Origin of the sequence: Nocardia sp. NPDC101769, from assembly GCF_044766925.1 — a bacterium.
Classification (GTDB): Bacteria; Actinomycetota; Actinomycetes; order Mycobacteriales; family Mycobacteriaceae; genus Nocardia.
In genome coordinates, this window is the sequence record NZ_JBIWMX010000008.1 from 164,332 (window position 1) to 180,067 (window position 15,736).

General features: G+C 68.0%; 17 protein-coding genes. 8 read left to right on the top strand and 9 right to left on the bottom strand.

The genetic code is table 11. The features are described from left to right. Window positions 1-26 precede the first annotated feature (26 nt). A complete protein-coding gene (locus tag ACIRRA_RS15915) occupies window positions 27-1,271 on the bottom strand; it encodes a cytochrome P450 (protein WP_402767918.1) in 1,245 nt (414 codons plus the stop codon). Between the two features lie 44 nt (window positions 1,272-1,315). Further along, window positions 1,316-2,668: a cytochrome P450 gene (locus ACIRRA_RS15920; protein ID WP_402767920.1), complete on the bottom strand. Its 1,353-nt coding sequence runs from the start codon at window positions 2,666-2,668 to the stop codon at window positions 1,316-1,318. Window positions 2,669-3,020: 352 nt separating this feature from the next. On the opposite strand from ACIRRA_RS15920, the gene ACIRRA_RS15925 reads away from it, so the two are divergent. After that, a complete protein-coding gene (locus ACIRRA_RS15925) occupies window positions 3,021-4,016 on the top strand; it encodes an alpha/beta hydrolase (RefSeq protein WP_402767922.1) in 996 nt (331 codons plus the stop codon). A gap of 380 nt (window positions 4,017-4,396) precedes the next feature. On the opposite strand, the gene ACIRRA_RS15930 is transcribed toward ACIRRA_RS15925, so the two are convergent. From ACIRRA_RS15930 to ACIRRA_RS15945, 4 genes are all read right to left on the bottom strand, one after another. Further along, a complete protein-coding gene (locus ACIRRA_RS15930; RefSeq protein WP_402768165.1) occupies window positions 4,397-4,771 on the bottom strand; it encodes a carboxymuconolactone decarboxylase family protein in 375 nt (124 codons plus the stop codon). Window positions 4,772-4,992: 221 nt separating this feature from the next. Next, window positions 4,993-5,577, bottom strand: a complete 585-nt coding sequence (locus ACIRRA_RS15935; RefSeq protein ID WP_402767924.1) for a hypothetical protein — start codon at window positions 5,575-5,577, stop codon at window positions 4,993-4,995. Window positions 5,578-5,828: 251 nt separating this feature from the next. After that, entirely contained in the window at window positions 5,829-7,544 is a 1,716-nt protein-coding gene (locus tag ACIRRA_RS15940; protein ID WP_402767926.1) for a GAF domain-containing protein, read from the bottom strand. Between the two features lie 114 nt (window positions 7,545-7,658). Then, window positions 7,659-8,537: a DUF302 domain-containing protein gene (locus ACIRRA_RS15945; protein WP_402767928.1), complete on the bottom strand. Its 879-nt coding sequence runs from the start codon at window positions 8,535-8,537 to the stop codon at window positions 7,659-7,661. A gap of 215 nt (window positions 8,538-8,752) precedes the next feature. Between ACIRRA_RS15945 and ACIRRA_RS15950 the strand changes: the two genes are divergently transcribed. The 5 genes from ACIRRA_RS15950 to ACIRRA_RS15970 all read left to right on the top strand — a co-directional run bounded on the left by ACIRRA_RS15950 (window position 8,753) and on the right by ACIRRA_RS15970 (window position 11,203). Then, a complete protein-coding gene (locus ACIRRA_RS15950) occupies window positions 8,753-9,235 on the top strand; it encodes a pyridoxamine 5'-phosphate oxidase family protein (RefSeq protein ID WP_402767930.1) in 483 nt (160 codons plus the stop codon). 96 nt (window positions 9,236-9,331) lie between these two features. Continuing rightward, the gene (locus ACIRRA_RS15955) at window positions 9,332-9,463 is read left to right on the top strand and encodes a hypothetical protein (RefSeq protein WP_402767932.1); all 132 of its coding nucleotides are present in this window, start codon (window positions 9,332-9,334) and stop codon (window positions 9,461-9,463) included. 156 nt (window positions 9,464-9,619) lie between these two features. After that, a complete protein-coding gene (locus ACIRRA_RS15960) occupies window positions 9,620-10,543 on the top strand; it encodes a universal stress protein (RefSeq protein ID WP_402767934.1) in 924 nt (307 codons plus the stop codon). A gap of 106 nt (window positions 10,544-10,649) precedes the next feature. Beyond that, complete coding sequence (locus ACIRRA_RS15965; protein ID WP_402767936.1) at window positions 10,650-10,808, top strand: ArsR/SmtB family transcription factor; 159 nt, start codon at window positions 10,650-10,652, stop codon at window positions 10,806-10,808. Between the two features lie 5 nt (window positions 10,809-10,813). Next, entirely contained in the window at window positions 10,814-11,203 is a 390-nt protein-coding gene (locus ACIRRA_RS15970; protein ID WP_402767939.1) for a VOC family protein, read from the top strand. Window positions 11,204-11,212: 9 nt separating this feature from the next. Here the strand turns inward: ACIRRA_RS15970 and ACIRRA_RS15975 are convergent, their stop codons facing one another. Beyond that, window positions 11,213-12,172 (bottom strand): acyl-ACP desaturase, encoded by a 960-nt coding sequence (locus ACIRRA_RS15975; protein WP_402767941.1) that lies wholly within the window; start codon window positions 12,170-12,172, stop codon window positions 11,213-11,215. A gap of 252 nt (window positions 12,173-12,424) precedes the next feature. Between ACIRRA_RS15975 and ACIRRA_RS15980 the strand changes: the two genes are divergently transcribed. Together ACIRRA_RS15980 and ACIRRA_RS15985 are read left to right on the top strand one after the other, a co-directional pair. After that, complete coding sequence (locus ACIRRA_RS15980) at window positions 12,425-13,198, top strand: sigma 54 modulation/S30EA ribosomal C-terminal domain-containing protein (protein WP_402767943.1); 774 nt, start codon at window positions 12,425-12,427, stop codon at window positions 13,196-13,198. A 115-nt stretch (window positions 13,199-13,313) separates the two neighbouring features. Then, on the top strand, window positions 13,314-13,826 hold the full coding sequence (locus ACIRRA_RS15985) for a DUF2231 domain-containing protein (RefSeq protein ID WP_402767945.1): 513 nt from the start codon (window positions 13,314-13,316) through the stop codon (window positions 13,824-13,826). 51 nt (window positions 13,827-13,877) lie between these two features. On the opposite strand, the gene ACIRRA_RS15990 is transcribed toward ACIRRA_RS15985, so the two are convergent. Both ACIRRA_RS15990 and ACIRRA_RS15995 read right to left on the bottom strand, forming a co-directional pair. Further along, on the bottom strand, window positions 13,878-14,156 hold the full coding sequence (locus tag ACIRRA_RS15990; RefSeq protein ID WP_402767947.1) for a hypothetical protein: 279 nt from the start codon (window positions 14,154-14,156) through the stop codon (window positions 13,878-13,880). A gap of 132 nt (window positions 14,157-14,288) precedes the next feature. Next, window positions 14,289-15,317, bottom strand: coding sequence for a hypothetical protein (locus ACIRRA_RS15995; protein WP_402767949.1), 1,029 nt, complete (start codon window positions 15,315-15,317; stop codon window positions 14,289-14,291). Between the last annotated feature and the right edge of the window lie 419 nt (window positions 15,318-15,736).

The window sequence follows — 15,736 nt, forward strand, 5'->3', positions numbered from 1 at the left end:
ATCCGCCCGGCGATACGGTGGCCCGGCTACCCGTACCGGACCCGCCAGTGCTTGATGCCGTTGATCCATCCCGACCGCAGCCGCTCGGGCGCGGCGACCTCGGACAGGTCCGGCATCGCGTCGGCGATGGCATTGAACATCAGATCGATCTCCAGCCGGGCGAGATTCGCGCCGACACAGTAGTGTGCGCCGGTGCCGCCGAAGGCCAGGTGCGGATTGGGGTCGCGGAGAATGTCGAACCGGAACGGGTCGTCGAAGGCGTCCTCGTCGAAATTGGCGGAGCTGTAGAACAATCCGAGCCGCTGGCCCCGCCGGATCGGCTGCCCGCCCAGTTCGATGTCCGCGGTGGCGGTGCGCTGGAACGCCGTCACCGGGGTCGCCCAGCGCACGATCTCGTCGGGCGCGGTGCGCGGGCGCCGGCGCCGGTAGAGCTCCCACTGTTCGGGATGATCGATGAACGCCTTCATCCCGTGAGTGATGGCATTGCGGGTGGTCTCGTTGCCCGCCACCGCCAAAAGGATGACGAAGAAGCCGAATTCGTCCGAGCCCAGGGATTCCCCGTCGAGATCGGCGTGCACGAGCCGGCTGACGATATCGTCGAGCGGGTCGGCGCGCCGCTGTTCGGCCATGGTCCAGGCGTAGCCGAGGATCTCCATCGACGCACTGGTCGACGAGGTCGTGCCGGTGTTGTCCCCGTATTCCGGGTCGTCGTAGTTGAGCATCTGATTGGACCAGTCGAACAGTTTGCGCCGATCCTCCTGTGGCACGCCAAGCAATTCGGCGATCGCCTGCAACGGCAACTCGCACGCCACCTGCTCGACGAAGTCGCCGCCGCCGGTTTCCCGTGCCGCGCGCACGATCGCGGCCGCCCGCTCGGCCAGTGCGCCGCGCAATCCCTCGATCGCGCGCGGGCTGAAGCCCTTCGATATGATGCGCCGGATCTTGGTGTGCTTCGGCGGATCCATGTTCAGCAGCAGCGCGCCGGTGAGCTCGATCTGCTCGGGCGTGATCTCGCCGGGCAAGCGGATCACCGCGCCCTTGGACCGGGCGGAGAACAGCTCCGCGTTGCGCGAGATCTCCTTGATGTCCTCGTGTTTGGTGACCACCCAGTAGCCGCCGTCGCGGAATCCGCCGGACTGGGCGTCGGTCTGGGGGTTCCACCACACCGGGGCGGTGCGGCGCAGCCGGGCGAATTCTTCGACGGGGTTCCGGGTCTCCCACAGCGCGGGATCGGTGAAATCGAATCCGGGGGGAATGGACGGCGCGGACACGGCTGCCTCCTGACGGGCCGACATCGGTGTGGACCGGGACGGACTCAGCGACGGCGGCGCCGGTAGCGGACGCGGCACGGCTGTTGCAACTGCACCACCATCTTGGAGTGGTCGTTGCGGTAGGTCTCCGACGGCTGCGCCAGTTCGAATTCCCAGTCCCGCAACAGGATCGAGAAGATCGCCTTGAGCTGCATGAGCGCGAACGGTGCGCCCACACAGCGGTGACGGCCCGCGCCGAAGGGAATCCAGGTCCAGCGATTGACCAGATCCTCCTGCCGCGGATCCAGATAGCGGCCCGGGTCGAAGGTGTCGGGGTCCGGGAAGTCCTCCGGTATCCGGTTGGAGATGGCGGGCGTGGCGGCCACCATGTCGCCCGCCTCGATCCGATGCCCGCACACCTCGAACCGGGCGCGCGCGATACGCATGAGGATGATCAGCGGCGGGTGCAGGCGCAGCGCCTCCTTGAGCGCGGCCTCCAGATTCGGAATCTGGCGCAGCGCATGGTGACTGACCTCCGCGCCGTCGGCGTAGAGCTCGTCGAGCTCGGTCACCACCGTGGCCAGCGTCTCCGGGTGGCGCAGCAGTTCGATGATGGTCCAGGCCGCCGTGCCGGAGGTGGTGTGGTGCCCGGCGAACATCATGGAGATGAAGATGCCGGTGATCTCGCTGGCCGAGAAACGCGGCACGCCGTGCTCGTCCTTCACCGAGACCAGGACGTCGAGCATGTCGCGATCGTCCTTGCCGGTCGGCGGATTCGCCTCGCGCTGATCCATGATCGCCTGCACGAGCTCGACCAGGGCGGCGCGGGCCTCGTCGCGGCGGCGGAAGCTCTCGATCGGCGCGTAGGGGTCGACGTAGGCCAGCGCGTCGGTGCCCTGTTCGAGTTCGTGATAGAGATGGGCGAACCGGGAGTCCAGCTGCTCCCGGAATTTGGAGCCGATCAGGCAGGCCGAGGACGTGTAAATGGTCAGCTCGGCGAAGAATTCGAGCAGATCGATCTCGCCCTCATCGGCCCAGCCGGCCAGCATACGATCGACCTCGCGGGCGATGGTGGCCGCGTGCCCGCGCATGTGGTCGGCGCGCAGCGCCTGATTGTGCAGCATCTCCTTGCGGCGTTCGGGCGGCGCGTCGAAGACCACGCCCTCGCCGAAGATCGGCTTCATGAACGGGTAGGCCGCACCCTGATCGAGGTCCTCGTCGCTGGCGCGGAAGAAGAACTCGTTCGCCTCGGCTCCCGACAGCAGGATCACATCACGCCCCGCGAGTTCGAAGGCTCCGACATCGCCGCATTCGGCGCGCACCCGCCTCATCAGCGCAATGGGATCGGTGCGGAACTCCTCCAGGTGTCCGTGCTCATCCGCGCCCCCGGACACTCGCTGCGGCTTGACCAGCGTCATTGGAAATCCTTCCAGGAATACCCGTTCAGACACGTGATGGACATGTGTCCGGACGGTACTACTGTTGGTGGCGTGCGACAAGGTCTGCCGACGGCTTCGGACGTTGAATCGGATCGACGGACGCCTGCTGTTGCGGCGTGCGCGCGGGCCGATGGCCAAGGGCTGCTTGGTCATCGGCTGCGCGCGGAGGTGGCGAGCCTCCTCTCGGTGAGACGCCGCCGAGTTGTCTCGATACCGGTGGATGCGGGTTCGGACATGTGTCTAGGTGATACTTGCGCCCTCAAACCTGGACTAGTGTCCGTATTGGCTTCCAGGTCTGTGATAGCGTCGCTGCACCTGCGAAAGGGCCGGCATGCAGATCAGCGACGCGATGATGGACGGCCAGCTGCGTACAACCGGTGTGTGGTTGCGGCGCATGGGGTCTCGGCACAGTGAAAGGCGTTTGCGGGTCATCAGCGGCGTGATCGACGGACTGCTGTGGCTCGCGCGGGCTCGCCGCCCGAAGACCCTGCGGGTCGGGGAGTTCGGAATCGATCGCGGCGACGGAACACGCCTGCGGGTGGTCGTCTATTCACCGCTCGCGTCCACCACCGCGGCGGCCGGACTGCTGTGGCTGCACGGCGGCGGATACTTCCTCGGGCGACCGGAACAGGATCTGCGGATCTACCGGCTCCTGGCCGAGCGGACCGGATGCGTGGTCGTCGCACCCGACTATCGGCTCAGCGTCGCCCACCCGTACCCCGCGGCGCTCGACGACTGCTACACGGCCTTGATCTGGATGCGCGACAACGCGATCCGGCTCGGCATCCGCGAGGATCAGCTGGCGGTCGCGGGGGAGAGCGCGGGCGGGGGATTGACCGCCGCGCTCGCTCTGCTGGCGCGCGACCGGGAAGAGGTGAACATCGCCTTCCAGATGCCGATCTACCCCATGATCGACGACCGGCAGTCCACCGAATCGGCCTGCGACAATGACGCGCCCCTGCTGGATTCGGACACGCTGGCCTCGGCGTGGCAGCTGTATCTGCGGAATCTGGATGGGACGCAGCGGGTTCCGGTGTATGCCGCGCCCGCGCGGGCCGGTGATCTGCGCGGGCTGCCGCCGACCTTCACCTACGTCGGGGGCCTCGAGCCGTTCCGGGACGAGACGATCGCCTACGTGGACGCACTCCGATCCTGCGGCGTATCGGTGGACTTCGAGATCTACCCCGGCTGCTGGCACGGCTTCGACCGTCTCGTCCCGCGCGCCGAGGTGAGCAAGCGGGCCTTCCGCTCGCGGGAACGGTGGCTGCGGCACGCGCTGGACACCTATTTCGCACCGCAACCCGGAGCGAATCGGGACCGAGCCTGAGGGCCTCCGCCCCTGGCCTTCGCCCTGATCGCCACGACCCGCGATCCCATCGAATCCGCTCTGCCGCAGGCACTCCAGCCCAGCCCGCGGCCGATCGTGGGCTGATGTGACGGTCAACGGTGTCGGCGACGTGGCGGTGGTCTTCGAGCGCCGCCATGTGGCACTGTCTCGATGACGCGTTGAGCAGTCTGCGGTGGATCAGCGGTTGAGGATTCGCCGAAACCAGCTGTCGCGGTCAGTGTCCTGATGACCCGGGCACCACTGGTCGGCCGGTACGGCGGCGCGGACCTGAGCGACGTGGGCGCCGCAGCCGGACCAGGTGGTCTTGCCGCAGGTCCGGCATCGGGCGGGATGACACATGCGTGGTTCCTCCGGGGTGGTCAGGCGGGGGAGTCGCCGGATTCGATGGCATCGGCGAATTCGCAGAACGCCTCGTAGGCACGGGCGCCGTGAATGGTGGCGGGGCCGCCGTGCATGAGGAAGGTGACGCCGATGGCCTCGGCCGCCTCCTGCCTGGTCGCACCGGCGCGCGCCGCGGCCTGACCGTGCGAGGCGATGCAGCCGTCGCAGCCCTCCACCACCCCGATGGCCAGCGCGATCAGCTCCTTGGTCTTGCGATCCAGCGCGCCCGGCGCGAAGGCCGCCTTGCTGAGCTCGCCGAAACCCTTGTAGACCTCGGGGATCGCACGCCGCAGCTCCCGGTGCAGCGGAGACAACTCGTTCAGGACGGCCTTGCCGTGCGGCGAGGCGTGGATGACATCGGTCGGGGCGGACATGGCTACTCCTTCGGCTGCTTCGGCGAAGCGTGGCATCGTCCAATCGGCCGCGTCGCGGATACCCCATGGGGTATGTACCCAGGCTAGCATACCCCCAGGGGTATATGCCCGCGATGTGCCTCACATCTGTCGCCCGAGCGGGGTGTCCCGACTGCGGTCGTCCGGCTTCGGATCGGTTCCGAAGAGCCGGGCGCTGACGGTCAGTTCAACCCGAGGACCACGGCGTTGCCGTCGTGATCGCCGGTAGAGGCGGTGGCGGTGTTGTATGTGTTGCCCAGCGGCACCGTCCCGAGATCGGTCCCGCCCTTGGCGAGCACCGCGGTGTGGACATTGTCGCGGGCCTGGGTGAAGGACACGTAGGCATGGGTGACCACTTCGAACTTCTCGCGACTGAAGGCCGCGGACCACACGAATCCGCCGCCGGGCAGCGGGGCCGGGCCGAAAACCCTGCCGTGGTCATTGGTTTCGATCGCGATCGCGTCGGAGAAGGCCGAGTCGCTGCCGTCCGGCGGCTGCTGGGCGTAGAGCTGACCGTTGATGCGCCCCTGATATCCCGTGCTGTGCAACCAGCGCACCGGGAACCCCGCGGCCGAAAGCTGGTTCGTCAGCTTCGAAGTCGCGGCGTCGGCCGTCGTGGAGGTCCGATCGACCAGCAGCACATCGATGGGCTCGAACAACGACTTGCCCTGATACTGCTGCCCCAGCCAGTCCGCGACCTCGCCGTTCGACTGCAACATCCACACCCCGATCGAGCCGTACGCCGTCGAGACGCTCGTCCCCGCCACCGGCGGCGTCCCCGTCGAACTCTGGGACGTCCCGGTGGGCAGATCGGACGATCCGCTCGGCAGCGCAGCGGCCCCCGGCGCCATCACGACAACCGCCGCCGCAGCCGCCGCCAACGAAATCGACCGAGCCCGAATGACAGAGCGAGACAACAACTTCACCTTTCACCGACGATCCACAGGTCTTAGCAGAGAAAGGCCGACAAAGAGACCGTTACGCCCGATTCGCCCTGCCCGTGGTTCCGGGCGGCCCGTCAGTGGAGCGGGGCCGACCAGCGCAGGCGGGTGCCGGTGTCGTCGGGGTTGGGGAGGATGGTGAAGGTGCCGCCCAGTTCCTGGGCTCGGCGGGAGAGGTTGGAGAGGCCGCTGGGGGTGATGTTGTCGGGGATGCCGGTGCCGTCGTCGGAGACGGTGATGGTGAGGTCGTCGGCCACGTCGAGGGCGACGGAGAGGGAGTGGGCGTTGGCGTGCCGGACGGCGTTGGAAACCGCTTCCCGGACAACGGCTTCGGCGTGGTCGGCCAGGACGGGGGCCACGACGGAGAGTGGGCCGGAGGTGCGCAGGGAGGTGCGCAGGCCGATGTCGGCGGTGTGCTGCGCGATGACCTGTTCGAGGCGTTGACGCAGGCCCGGGGATTGGCCGTTGGTGCCGTGCAGGTCGAAGATCGAGGTGCGGATCTCCTGCACCACGTCCTGGAGGTCGTTGACCACATCCGACAGGCGCTGCCGGATTTCGGGGGCGCGGGTGCGGGCGACGGTGCCCTGCAGGCTCAGTCCCGCGGCGAACAGGCGCTGGATCACGTGGTCGTGCAGGTCGCGCGCGATGCGGTCACGGTCGCTGAGGATGTCGAGTTCACGCACACGCTGCTGGGCCTCGGCCAGCTGGATGGCCAGCGCCGCCTGCTCGGTGAAGGCCGTTGCCAATTCCAGGGTTTCGGCCGAGAACGGGGGAGCGGAGATCGGTCGGACGATGACCAGCACGCCGAAGGTGGCGCCCTGGGCGTGCAGCGGGAGGATCAGCGTCGGGCCGGGGTCTGCGATCGGCTTGCCGAGATCGATATCGCTCGCGTCGTCGAAGCTCAGCGGCGTGCCCTCGGCGATCGCCCGGCCGATCGTGGTGCCGGTGGTCCGGACGACCAGGCTGCTGGGCCCGGCGCCGGGCCCGGCCCAGCGCGCGATCCGCAGCTCCCTGGTCTCCTCCGCCGGAATATCCGGATCGTCCTCGATGGCCAGGAACGCGCGTTCGGCCTGCGTCAGCGTGCGGACATGCTCGACCACCTGCGCGAGCACCTCGTCGGCGGCGGTCCCGGCCAGGAACGCGGTGGCGGTGTCGCGGGTGGCCTCGATCCACGCCTGCCGGGCGCGGGCCGATTCGTACAACCGCGCATTGTCGACGGCGATGCCGGCCGCCGCGGCCAGCGCCTGGACGATCACCTCATCGTCCTCGTTGAACGGCAGCCCGTTCTTCTTCTCGGTCAGATACAGGTTGCCGAAAATCTCGTCCCGGATCCGCACCGGCACCCCGAGGAAGGTGTGCATGGGCGGGTGGTTGGCCGGAAACCCTACCGACGCAGGATGACTGCCGATGTTGTCGAGCCGGATCGGCTCGGGCTGATGGAACAGCACCCCCAGCACACCGCGCCCGGCCGGGAGATCGCCGATGGCATCGGCGGTCTCGTCATCGATGCCCTCGTGCACGAACTGGGTGAGGTTCGTGTCCACGCCGCGTACGCCGAGCGCGCCGTAGCGGGCGTCGACCAGGCTGATGGCGGTGCGCACGATGGTGCGCAGGGTCTGGTCGAGATCCAGCCCGGCGGTCACCGACAGCATGGCCTCGACGAGTCCGTCCATCCGGTCGCGTGCGTCGATGATCAGATCGACCCGATCCTTGACCTCGGTCAGCAGTTCGCGCAGTCGCAACTGCGACAACGTGCTTCGCACCGAGTGCTCGGCATCGGAGGGGGGAGTCATCTGATGGCATCCTGGGGCTGTTGCGGGCGAATCCGAGCTTTCGCTCGCCCACAGTGTATTGGCGCTGCGCCGGATACCGCCTCCGGAGCCGCAGGCGCCGGGGCCCGGATCAACTCATCCCGCCACCGCGGCCGGGTGGTGCAGCGCGGCCAGCGCCGCACCGAGCAGCCGGTGTGCTTCGGCGGCAATACCGTTGAGCGCGGGTTGTGCGAGCGTTCGTACCTGAACCTCGGGATCGGCCGCCTCGATCAGCACTCCGGTCTCGTCCCCGCGCAGCACGATCCGGCAGGGCAGCAGCAGACCGGCCCGCCGGTCGGCTTCCAGCGCTCGCGCGGCCAGCCGCGGATGGCACACCTCGAGAATCAGGTGGTCCCCGATGTGCTCACCGGCCTTCTCCCGCAGCATCGCCTGCATGTCGATCTCGGCGACGACTTCGAACCCCTGCCGGTGCAACGCTTCTCGCGTCCGGGCGGCGGCGTCGGTGAGGGTGCCGTCGAGATGTACGGCGATCGCGGGTGCGGGTGCGACCGGGACCCGGATTTCGGTGATCAACTGCCGCGGATCGCTGACCTCGTCGGGGCCGACCAGATATGCCTCGGTCGGCGGTCCGATCGGTGTGCAGCCTGCCTCACGCACCCACTCGCCCAGCGCGCGGTAGGCGGCGTCCAATCCGCCGTAGCCGCCCCGGTGGCAGGTGCGTGCGACCAGTGTCGACGGCAGCACCATCAGCTGCGCCCCGGAGGCAGGCCCGAGATTGGGCGCGGGCTCGATGGGCAATCCGAAATCGACCTTGATGGAATCCCCGGCAGGCGACTCGTGATGAAACGTGATGGTGGGTGCGCCGGAAGCCGTCAGGCCGGCACGGTTGGCCACCTCCGCCATCCGCTCGACGCCCGCGACAATGGCGTCGCTGAGTCGATCGGGCGGGATCTCGAGGGGTATCTGCACAACGGTCTGCGGCGCCGTCTCGCACAGACCGATTCGATAGTTCATCGCGTGCCTCCTGTTCGACGGGTGTCTCCTCAGACTCCAGCTCGGGCCGGGTCCGCCACAGAGGCGAATGTCCCCGCGACCGAGGCAGAAACGCAGTGCCGCGGGGGACCAGGAATATTGTCGAGGACCTTAGGCCCTGCCGGGCAGGAGAATTCAATGGTCCTATGGAGATCGAATGCCCATCGAATCGATGAACCACGACGGGAGACGACGGCATGAACCGTTTCCGGGCCGAGGAGGCCGCGCGGAGCATGGTCGAGGAGGCCTCGCACAGTGTGGTGAACCTCTCCCGGGCCGAGTCGATGCGCCTGCTGGCCAGTGTCCCGTTCGGCCGGGTGGTCTTCACCCGCGACGCGCTGCCTGCCATCCGGCCGGTGAATCACATCCTCGACGGCGAGACCCTCATCGTGCGGACCCGGCTGACGTCGCGACTGACCTCGACCGTGCGGGCCGCCTCCGACGTGGTGGTCGCCTACGAGGCCGACGATATCGATCGGGTGACCCGATTGGGCTGGTCGGTGGTGGTGACCGGCCTCGCGCGGACCATTACCGATCCGGAGCTCGTGGCGCACTATGACGCTCTGGTGCGCCCGTGGGTGGACGGGGTCATGGACACCGTCGTGGCCATCGAGCCGACGCTGGTGACCGGCATCCGGCTGGTCGAGCGGCAATCGATCGGGGTCGAGCCGCTCCGGTGAGCGCCCCTGCGGCTACCATCCACGCTGCCGCGTCTCGGATGGTGTGCCGATCCGGCGACGCCGTCCGACCCGACCGATCCCGAGAGGAACACCATCATGTGTCAACCGACCCCCTGCGACTGCGGCAAGATCACCTGGGCCGGCTGCGGCGAGCACATCGACCAGGTCAAGGTCACCGTCCCCGCCGAGCAGTGGTGCGACGGCGAGCACGAGACCGCTGGCAGGTAGCCGCCGATCGCCTCCCGCGACCATGGGCCCGCGGCGGGGCGGTCTTTGGGCCCCGGGTCCCATGACCATCGGCCGCAGTGCCGGCACCCCGGTGATTCATACCGTGAGGGTGGGCGGCGATCCGCCGCCCGGTAACCGCACCGCCGGGAGATGGCAATGACTGAGCAGGAATTCGACGATCCGCACCGACTGGTTTCCGCGGGAGTGGTTGTCGGCGTGGACGGGTCGCCGGGATCGGACATCGCGCTGCACTGGGCGGCCGACCTCGCGGCGCGTCGGGGCCGCACGCTGCAGGTCGTCCACGGGCTGGACCTGGTGGGCACCAGTGCCGTGGTGGGCCCGTACGCGGTGGTGACACCCGAGGTGATCGATACCGCACAGGCCAAGGGCCGGGCGGTGGTTCAGCATGCGGTCGAAACCGCGCGGGCCGCGCACCCCGGTCTGGCGGTGACGGCACACCTGTTCAACGATTCCGCCGCGGGATTGCTGATCGACTTCAGCGCCCGCGCCTACGCCGTCGTGCTCGGCGCGACCGGGACCGCCGGAACCTTCGCACATCTGGGTTCGACGCTGCTGTCGGTCACCTCGCACGCGGCGGGCAATGTATTCGTGGTGCGCCCGGATCCCGAGGCGGACAATACCGTTCGTGATTCCGGTCCGGTGGTGGTCGGCATCGATTGCGGCCCGGTGAGCGAGCCCGCCATCGCCGCCGCGTTCGCCGAGGCGTCGGAGCGGGGCGCGGACCTGGTGGCCGTGCACGTCTGGAGTGACTGGAGCGCTGGGGTGTTCGCCGGCGATCAGCCGACTCCGATGCTCGACGACGTCGAAGCCGTCGAGGAGTCGGTCCTGGCCGAGCGGCTCGCCGGGTGGCAGGAGAAGTACCCGGACGTGACCGTGGTCCGCCGCGTCCACTTCTCCGCCCCGGCGGCATACCTGCAGGAGTGGTCGAAGCACGCGCAGCTGGTCGTGGTCGGTAATCGCGGCCGCGGCGGATTCCTGGGCATGCTGCTCGGCTCGACCGCGCATTCGCTGGTGCAGCACGCTCGGTGCCCGGTCATGGTCGTCCACGCGGCCGGCTGACGCCCGCACCGGTGATAACCCTCGGGCGGCCCGCGCTAGTGTGAAACCCGTTCGGCAACCATCATTCCGCGGGATCGGGCGCATCCCCGCCGTCGGCGGGTTTCGAGTGAGTTCGACGCGGCAGGCCGTGTCGCGGCATTCGGCGGTGCTGGAGGAGGCCGGGCTGATCGAGACGCAGAAGCAGGGCAGGTACAAGTTCCACTACCTCGATACGACGCCGCTGGCCGCCGTTCTGGAGCGGTGGCCGGTGTACAGGAAAGGGTAAGGGCCGTGCGGATTTACATCACCAGCGTGTTCGTCGACGACCAGCAGAAAGCGCTCGACTTCTATACCGGGGTGTTGGGCTTCACCAGGAAGCATGATGTGCCGCTGGGCTCGGGGGCCCGCTGGCTGACCGTGGTGTCGCCCGAGGACCCGGAGGGTGCGGAGCTGCTGCTCGAGCCGGATGGGCATCCGGCGGTCAAGCCGTACAAGGACGCCCTCGTCGGCGACGGCATTCCGGCCGCCTCGTTCCGGGTGAAGGATGTACAGGCCGAATTCGAGCGGCTCATCGGCCTCGGGGTGACGTTCACGCAACAGCCGCTGGAAGCGGGACCCGTCACCACCGCCGTATTCGACGACACGTGCGGGAATCTGATCCAGATCGTCACCCCGGTCTGACCCGTTCGCTCAGACGCGGGCGCGCTCACGGGCGAGGGAGCGGTCGCGCTGCTCCTCGAAACGCGGAATCTGCACCTGGTTCAGGTTCTCGAGGTAGCACGCCAGCCGCTCCCTCGCCTGTTCGCCCTGCGGCCCGAAGTCGGTGCGGCCGAAGACATTCCAGTGCCGCAGCACCGGCATCAGCACGTCCTCGTAGTGCTGGCGCAGATCGTAGATCCCGTGCTTGGCCATGAGAACGCCGTGGCGGCGGAAGTTGGGCATGCCGGTGCCGGGCATGCGGAAGTTCTCGACGATCAGGTCGATGGCCGTCATGGCCTGGTCGGGCACGAGATCCAGGGCCGCGCCGCACAGGGTGCGATAGAAGATCATGTGCAGGTTCTCGTCCAGGGCCAGCCGCTGCATGATGCGGTCGGCAACCGGGTCCGCGCAGACCTCGGCGGTATTGCGGTGGCTGATCCGGGTGGCCAGCTCCTGAAAGCTGACGTAGGCCACCGAGTAGAGGAAACCGGCGTGCGCGGCCGCGGTGCCCGGATCGACGGGCGCGGCGAAACCATTGGTCATGTGGGTCATCCGGTCGTTCTCCAGTGCGACCGGATCGACTCCGCGGGTGACCACGAGATAGTCGCGCAGGACCACGCTGTGCCGGTTCTCCTCCGCTGTCCAGCGGCCCACCCACGTGCCCCACGCCCCGTCACGGGAGAAGTTCTCGGCGATCTCGCGGTGATAGGAGGGCAGGTTGTCCTCGGTGAGCAGATTGGTGATGAGCGCCGCCTTCGCCACCTCGGAGAGCCGGGATTGTTCGGGATCCCAATCGATTCCGCCGAGCTGCGCGAAATTGCGGCCGTCGTCCCAGGGCACGTAATCGTGCGGGTGCCAATCCTTGAACACCGATAGATGCCGGTCCAGCGCCTGCCCGGCGACCGGCTCCAGTTCGACGAGAATCTCACGCTGGGTCAGCTCACGCGCCACGAGTACTGTCCGCCTTCCTGTCCGATGAGTGGGGGCCGTGCGGCCATCGCCCACCGTTCCGTGCCGCCCCGTGTGGCGACAGAGCCGAAAGTCCCCACCGGACCGGGACTTCGATCTCGAAATCGGGAACCCACCGAAAGGTGCGCCTCGCCACCCGATCCCGGGACCTTCGGCTCTGTTTGCGCCGCAGTGACCGGTGCTGACATGGACGCGTCGACATCAGGGTCGATCACCACCAGGAGGTCGTGCAGCGTGCATGCGAACGAGGTCGCCACCATGCCGGGACCGGTCGTCGAGGTGATCGTGGACGGGACGATCTCCGCGCAGGAAATGCACCGGGCTCGCGCTGAGATCACGGAGGTACTGCGCCGCCACGGCCTGGCCGGCCGCGCGACCGTGCGGCTCACTCGCGGCGCCCGCGCCGACGGCACATCGGTCGCGCAGATCAACCTGTGCGTCGCCGGGACTCCGGTGCGCTGCCAGATCGACGGTCCCGGCACTCTCGCCCTGCGCCTCGCCGCCGAACGCCTCGATCGCTCGCTGAATCGCCAACTGGCGCAGGCACCCCCGCGCTGGGCGCCCGACCCCGCCCGCGCGCCACTGGTCACCATCGGCGAGGAACGACCTATCGTCCGCCGCAAGCACTGTGTGCCACACCGGTGCGACCCGGCGACCGCCGTCGCGACCATGGACGCCCTGGACTACGACGCCCACCTCTTCACCGACCTCGACACCGGCGAGGACGCCATCGTGTATTGGGCCGGACCCCTGGGCGTCCGGATGGCTCGCCAGCGCCGCCTATGCCCGCCCCGCGATTTCGAGCACCTCCCGCTGACCATGAACCCCCACCCGACCCGCATCCTCACCGAGTCGGCCGCCGCCCTCCGCCTGTGCGGGCACGGCCTGCCCTTCCTCTTCTTCACCGACGCCGACGACGGCCGCGGCCGTCTGCTCTACCGCCGTTACGACGGGGATCTCGGCCTCGTGATCGCCACCCCGATGGGTCCGCTCAGCCCCTCCGCGTGAGCCCTCCTACCCGGTCACAGCGTTTTCTCAGCGATGATCGGCTATTCCTCGAGCATCGGCTCGTAAGCTGCGCGAGCCGCAGACCGACGCTCGAACAGGAGAGTTACCGATCATCATGGGACCCAATACCATCAATGGGCTGCCTGCCCATGTCCTGCTCGTTCACGCTGTGGTGGTGCTGGTGCCGCTCACGGCATTGCTGGTTGGGCTCGCCGTCGCGTGGCCCGCGGCGCGGCGGCGGATCGGCGTGCTGCTGCCGGTCGTCGCATTCGTCACCCTGGTGTTCGTGCCGCTGACCACTCACTCCGGGGAATGGCTCGAGCACCACACGTCGCGAGATCCGCTGGTGCGGATCCATACTCACCTCGGTGACGATCTGCTCGTGTGGTCGGCGGCGACATTCGTATTCGCCACCGTGTGGTGGGCGATGCACAGTGCACGCGCGCGGGACCTCCTGCGGCGGCGAGTTCCTCGGGTCGATGCTGTCTCGGGTCGCCGGGCGGTCGCGGTCATTGTCGCGGTGGCGGCTCTCGCCGTGGCGGTCGGATCCGTGGTGCAGGTCTATCGCATCGGGGACAGCGGGGCAAAGGCCGCCTGGCACGATCGAGCCGCCTCCCAAGCCCGGTGATCTCCGACGGCCCGGCCGATCATGACGACTCCAGGGTGGATCGAGGCGATGTCAGGGTCCGGCACGGCCGGAGAGGACGGGCTCCATCAGTCGGATCACCCACTGGCGCGGGCAGATTCGCTCGTCGTCGCCGAAGACCCGGCCGTAGTCGACGACCAGCCCGAGGGTGGCGTGGACAAGGATGTGCCCCTCGGCGGGGGTGAGCTCGGGGCGGCCTCGACCAGCGCCCAGCAGGCCGAATTCAGCAGGGCGGCCGTGGCTTTCGCGCCGAGGGTGATGTGGTGATCGCCGCCGGGCGGGCCAGGCCGCGGCCTGCTCCGGCAGGCGCACCGCGGAGACGGGTCAGTGCGGCGCCCAGCCGTACAGTTCGCTGGCGAACAACGCGTACCTGATCGGGTAGTGCCGGTACAGCGCGGCGTCGGCTACATCCTCCGGGAATCCGCCCAGCGCGGACTCCGGCGATCACACCCGATCGAGGAAACCATTGCCGTAGCCGATGTTCCGGGCATCACGCAGGTTCGCGTCCGGGGTGAACCGCACGGTGTCGGTGCGATCCCACAGTTCCATTCCGGCCATGGCGGACTGGCAGTCGCGAATGCAGCGCCGGACGCCATTGCGGATTTTCGGGGGCAGCTGCAACGCATCCATTTCGGCCGTAATCGCCTGGGCCGCCGCCTGATTGTCGGCGATCCGGACGTCTATCAAACGGCGGACTTCCGTGACCGCCTGCGGCAGATCCATTCCCAGATGATGCTGCAGAGTCGTCACCAGATTGATGGTGTCCTCGGAATCGGTTTCGATTGCCAGCGAATGCAGATCATTGGTCAGGCACATGATATCGGCGGTGGTGGCGATGATCTCCTGATACGCGGGACCGTAATACAGGGCGTCGGGCATTTCGGTGTGCTCGATCACCTCCGCCAAATCCACCGTGGGCAATACCGTGCACGCGTCCCGGCGTAGTCGCGGATATTCTTCCGGACTCGGCGACTTGCTCGCCTGGCGAAATGCATTCTCGCGCGCGTGACCGACCAGCCACAATTCCAGATTCGACGCGAATCGGCGCGCCCAGGTCTCGGAACTACGCGGGAAGGTGCGAGTGCAGAGATTGGACAGAGCTGCGATGACGGGTGGCACCGGACCCGCGACCCCGCGCTCGTGCACCACCTGCAAGGCGGCGTGCCGGAGGCGGTCGTAGTCGTCGAGCCGGCCCGTGGCGATGGCCAGATCCTGCAGATCGTCGAAGACGAAGAATACGGTGATCCATTCGGCGACCAGGAGCATGTCGGCGAAGGACGCGGTGGAGCACCAGTACGCCGAGAATCGCGCGTAGCCGAGCGACTCGAACTTGCGAGCCGCCGCTTCGTTCTGGAGTAATCCGAACCGCTGTGCCCAGATCTGAACTCTTTCCTGCGCTCGGTCGCTCATCGAATGCCGCTGCGGCGGGAACGGAAGCGGGATCTCCAGGTGCCGCAAGTCGTGTTCGTTCATCGGTAACACTCGGGTTCACTCGGGCGGAGGCGGGATCCTTCCGGCGATCAGGGTAGCCGACATTTCGGGAAATATTCGCGGATTTGCAAGATCCGCAGGGCGGCAACCAATTTCGCCGGGTCGGCGGACGGCCGCGCACCGGCTGCCGGAGGTGCGGTGAAGGGGGTCCCATCTGGTCCGCAAACCGCTGCGAGTCATCGGGAACGAGGAATCCACCGCCGCGGTCCGCAAGCGCGCCCTGATGTCGTTGTGGCAGTTGATCAGGGTCGTCGACGAGGACCCCGACGGCATGATCAGTGGGTCGCCGTACGCCACCGCCGGGCGTGGTCGCCCGGCGGTGGCAAACACCCCGAGTGCTGCCCGCGACGTTGGCGCGGCCGGGGCTGAATGCGTTGGCGCGCACGCAGAACGACTGCCCA

Bases quoted from the DNA above. Each gene is read 5' to 3' on its own strand.
- ACIRRA_RS15950 (WP_402767930.1), top strand. From the start codon at position 8,753: ATGAACCGTTTCCGGGCCGAGGAGGCCGCGCGGAGCATGGTCGAGGAG.
- ACIRRA_RS15925 (WP_402767922.1), top strand. From the start codon at position 3,021: ATGCAGATCAGCGACGCGATGATGGACGGCCAGCTGCGTACAACCGGT.
- ACIRRA_RS15945 (WP_402767928.1), bottom strand. From the start codon at position 8,537: ATGAACTATCGAATCGGTCTGTGCGAGACGGCGCCGCAGACCGTTGTG.
- ACIRRA_RS15960 (WP_402767934.1), top strand. From the start codon at position 9,620: ATGACTGAGCAGGAATTCGACGATCCGCACCGACTGGTTTCCGCGGGA.
- ACIRRA_RS15985 (WP_402767945.1), top strand. From the start codon at position 13,314: ATGGGACCCAATACCATCAATGGGCTGCCTGCCCATGTCCTGCTCGTT.
- ACIRRA_RS15920 (WP_402767920.1), bottom strand. From the start codon at position 2,668: ATGACGCTGGTCAAGCCGCAGCGAGTGTCCGGGGGCGCGGATGAGCAC.
- ACIRRA_RS15995 (WP_402767949.1), bottom strand. From the start codon at position 15,317: ATGAACGAACACGACTTGCGGCACCTGGAGATCCCGCTTCCGTTCCCG.
- ACIRRA_RS15940 (WP_402767926.1), bottom strand. From the start codon at position 7,544: ATGACTCCCCCCTCCGATGCCGAGCACTCGGTGCGAAGCACGTTGTCG.
- ACIRRA_RS15955 (WP_402767932.1), top strand. From the start codon at position 9,332: ATGTGTCAACCGACCCCCTGCGACTGCGGCAAGATCACCTGGGCCGGC.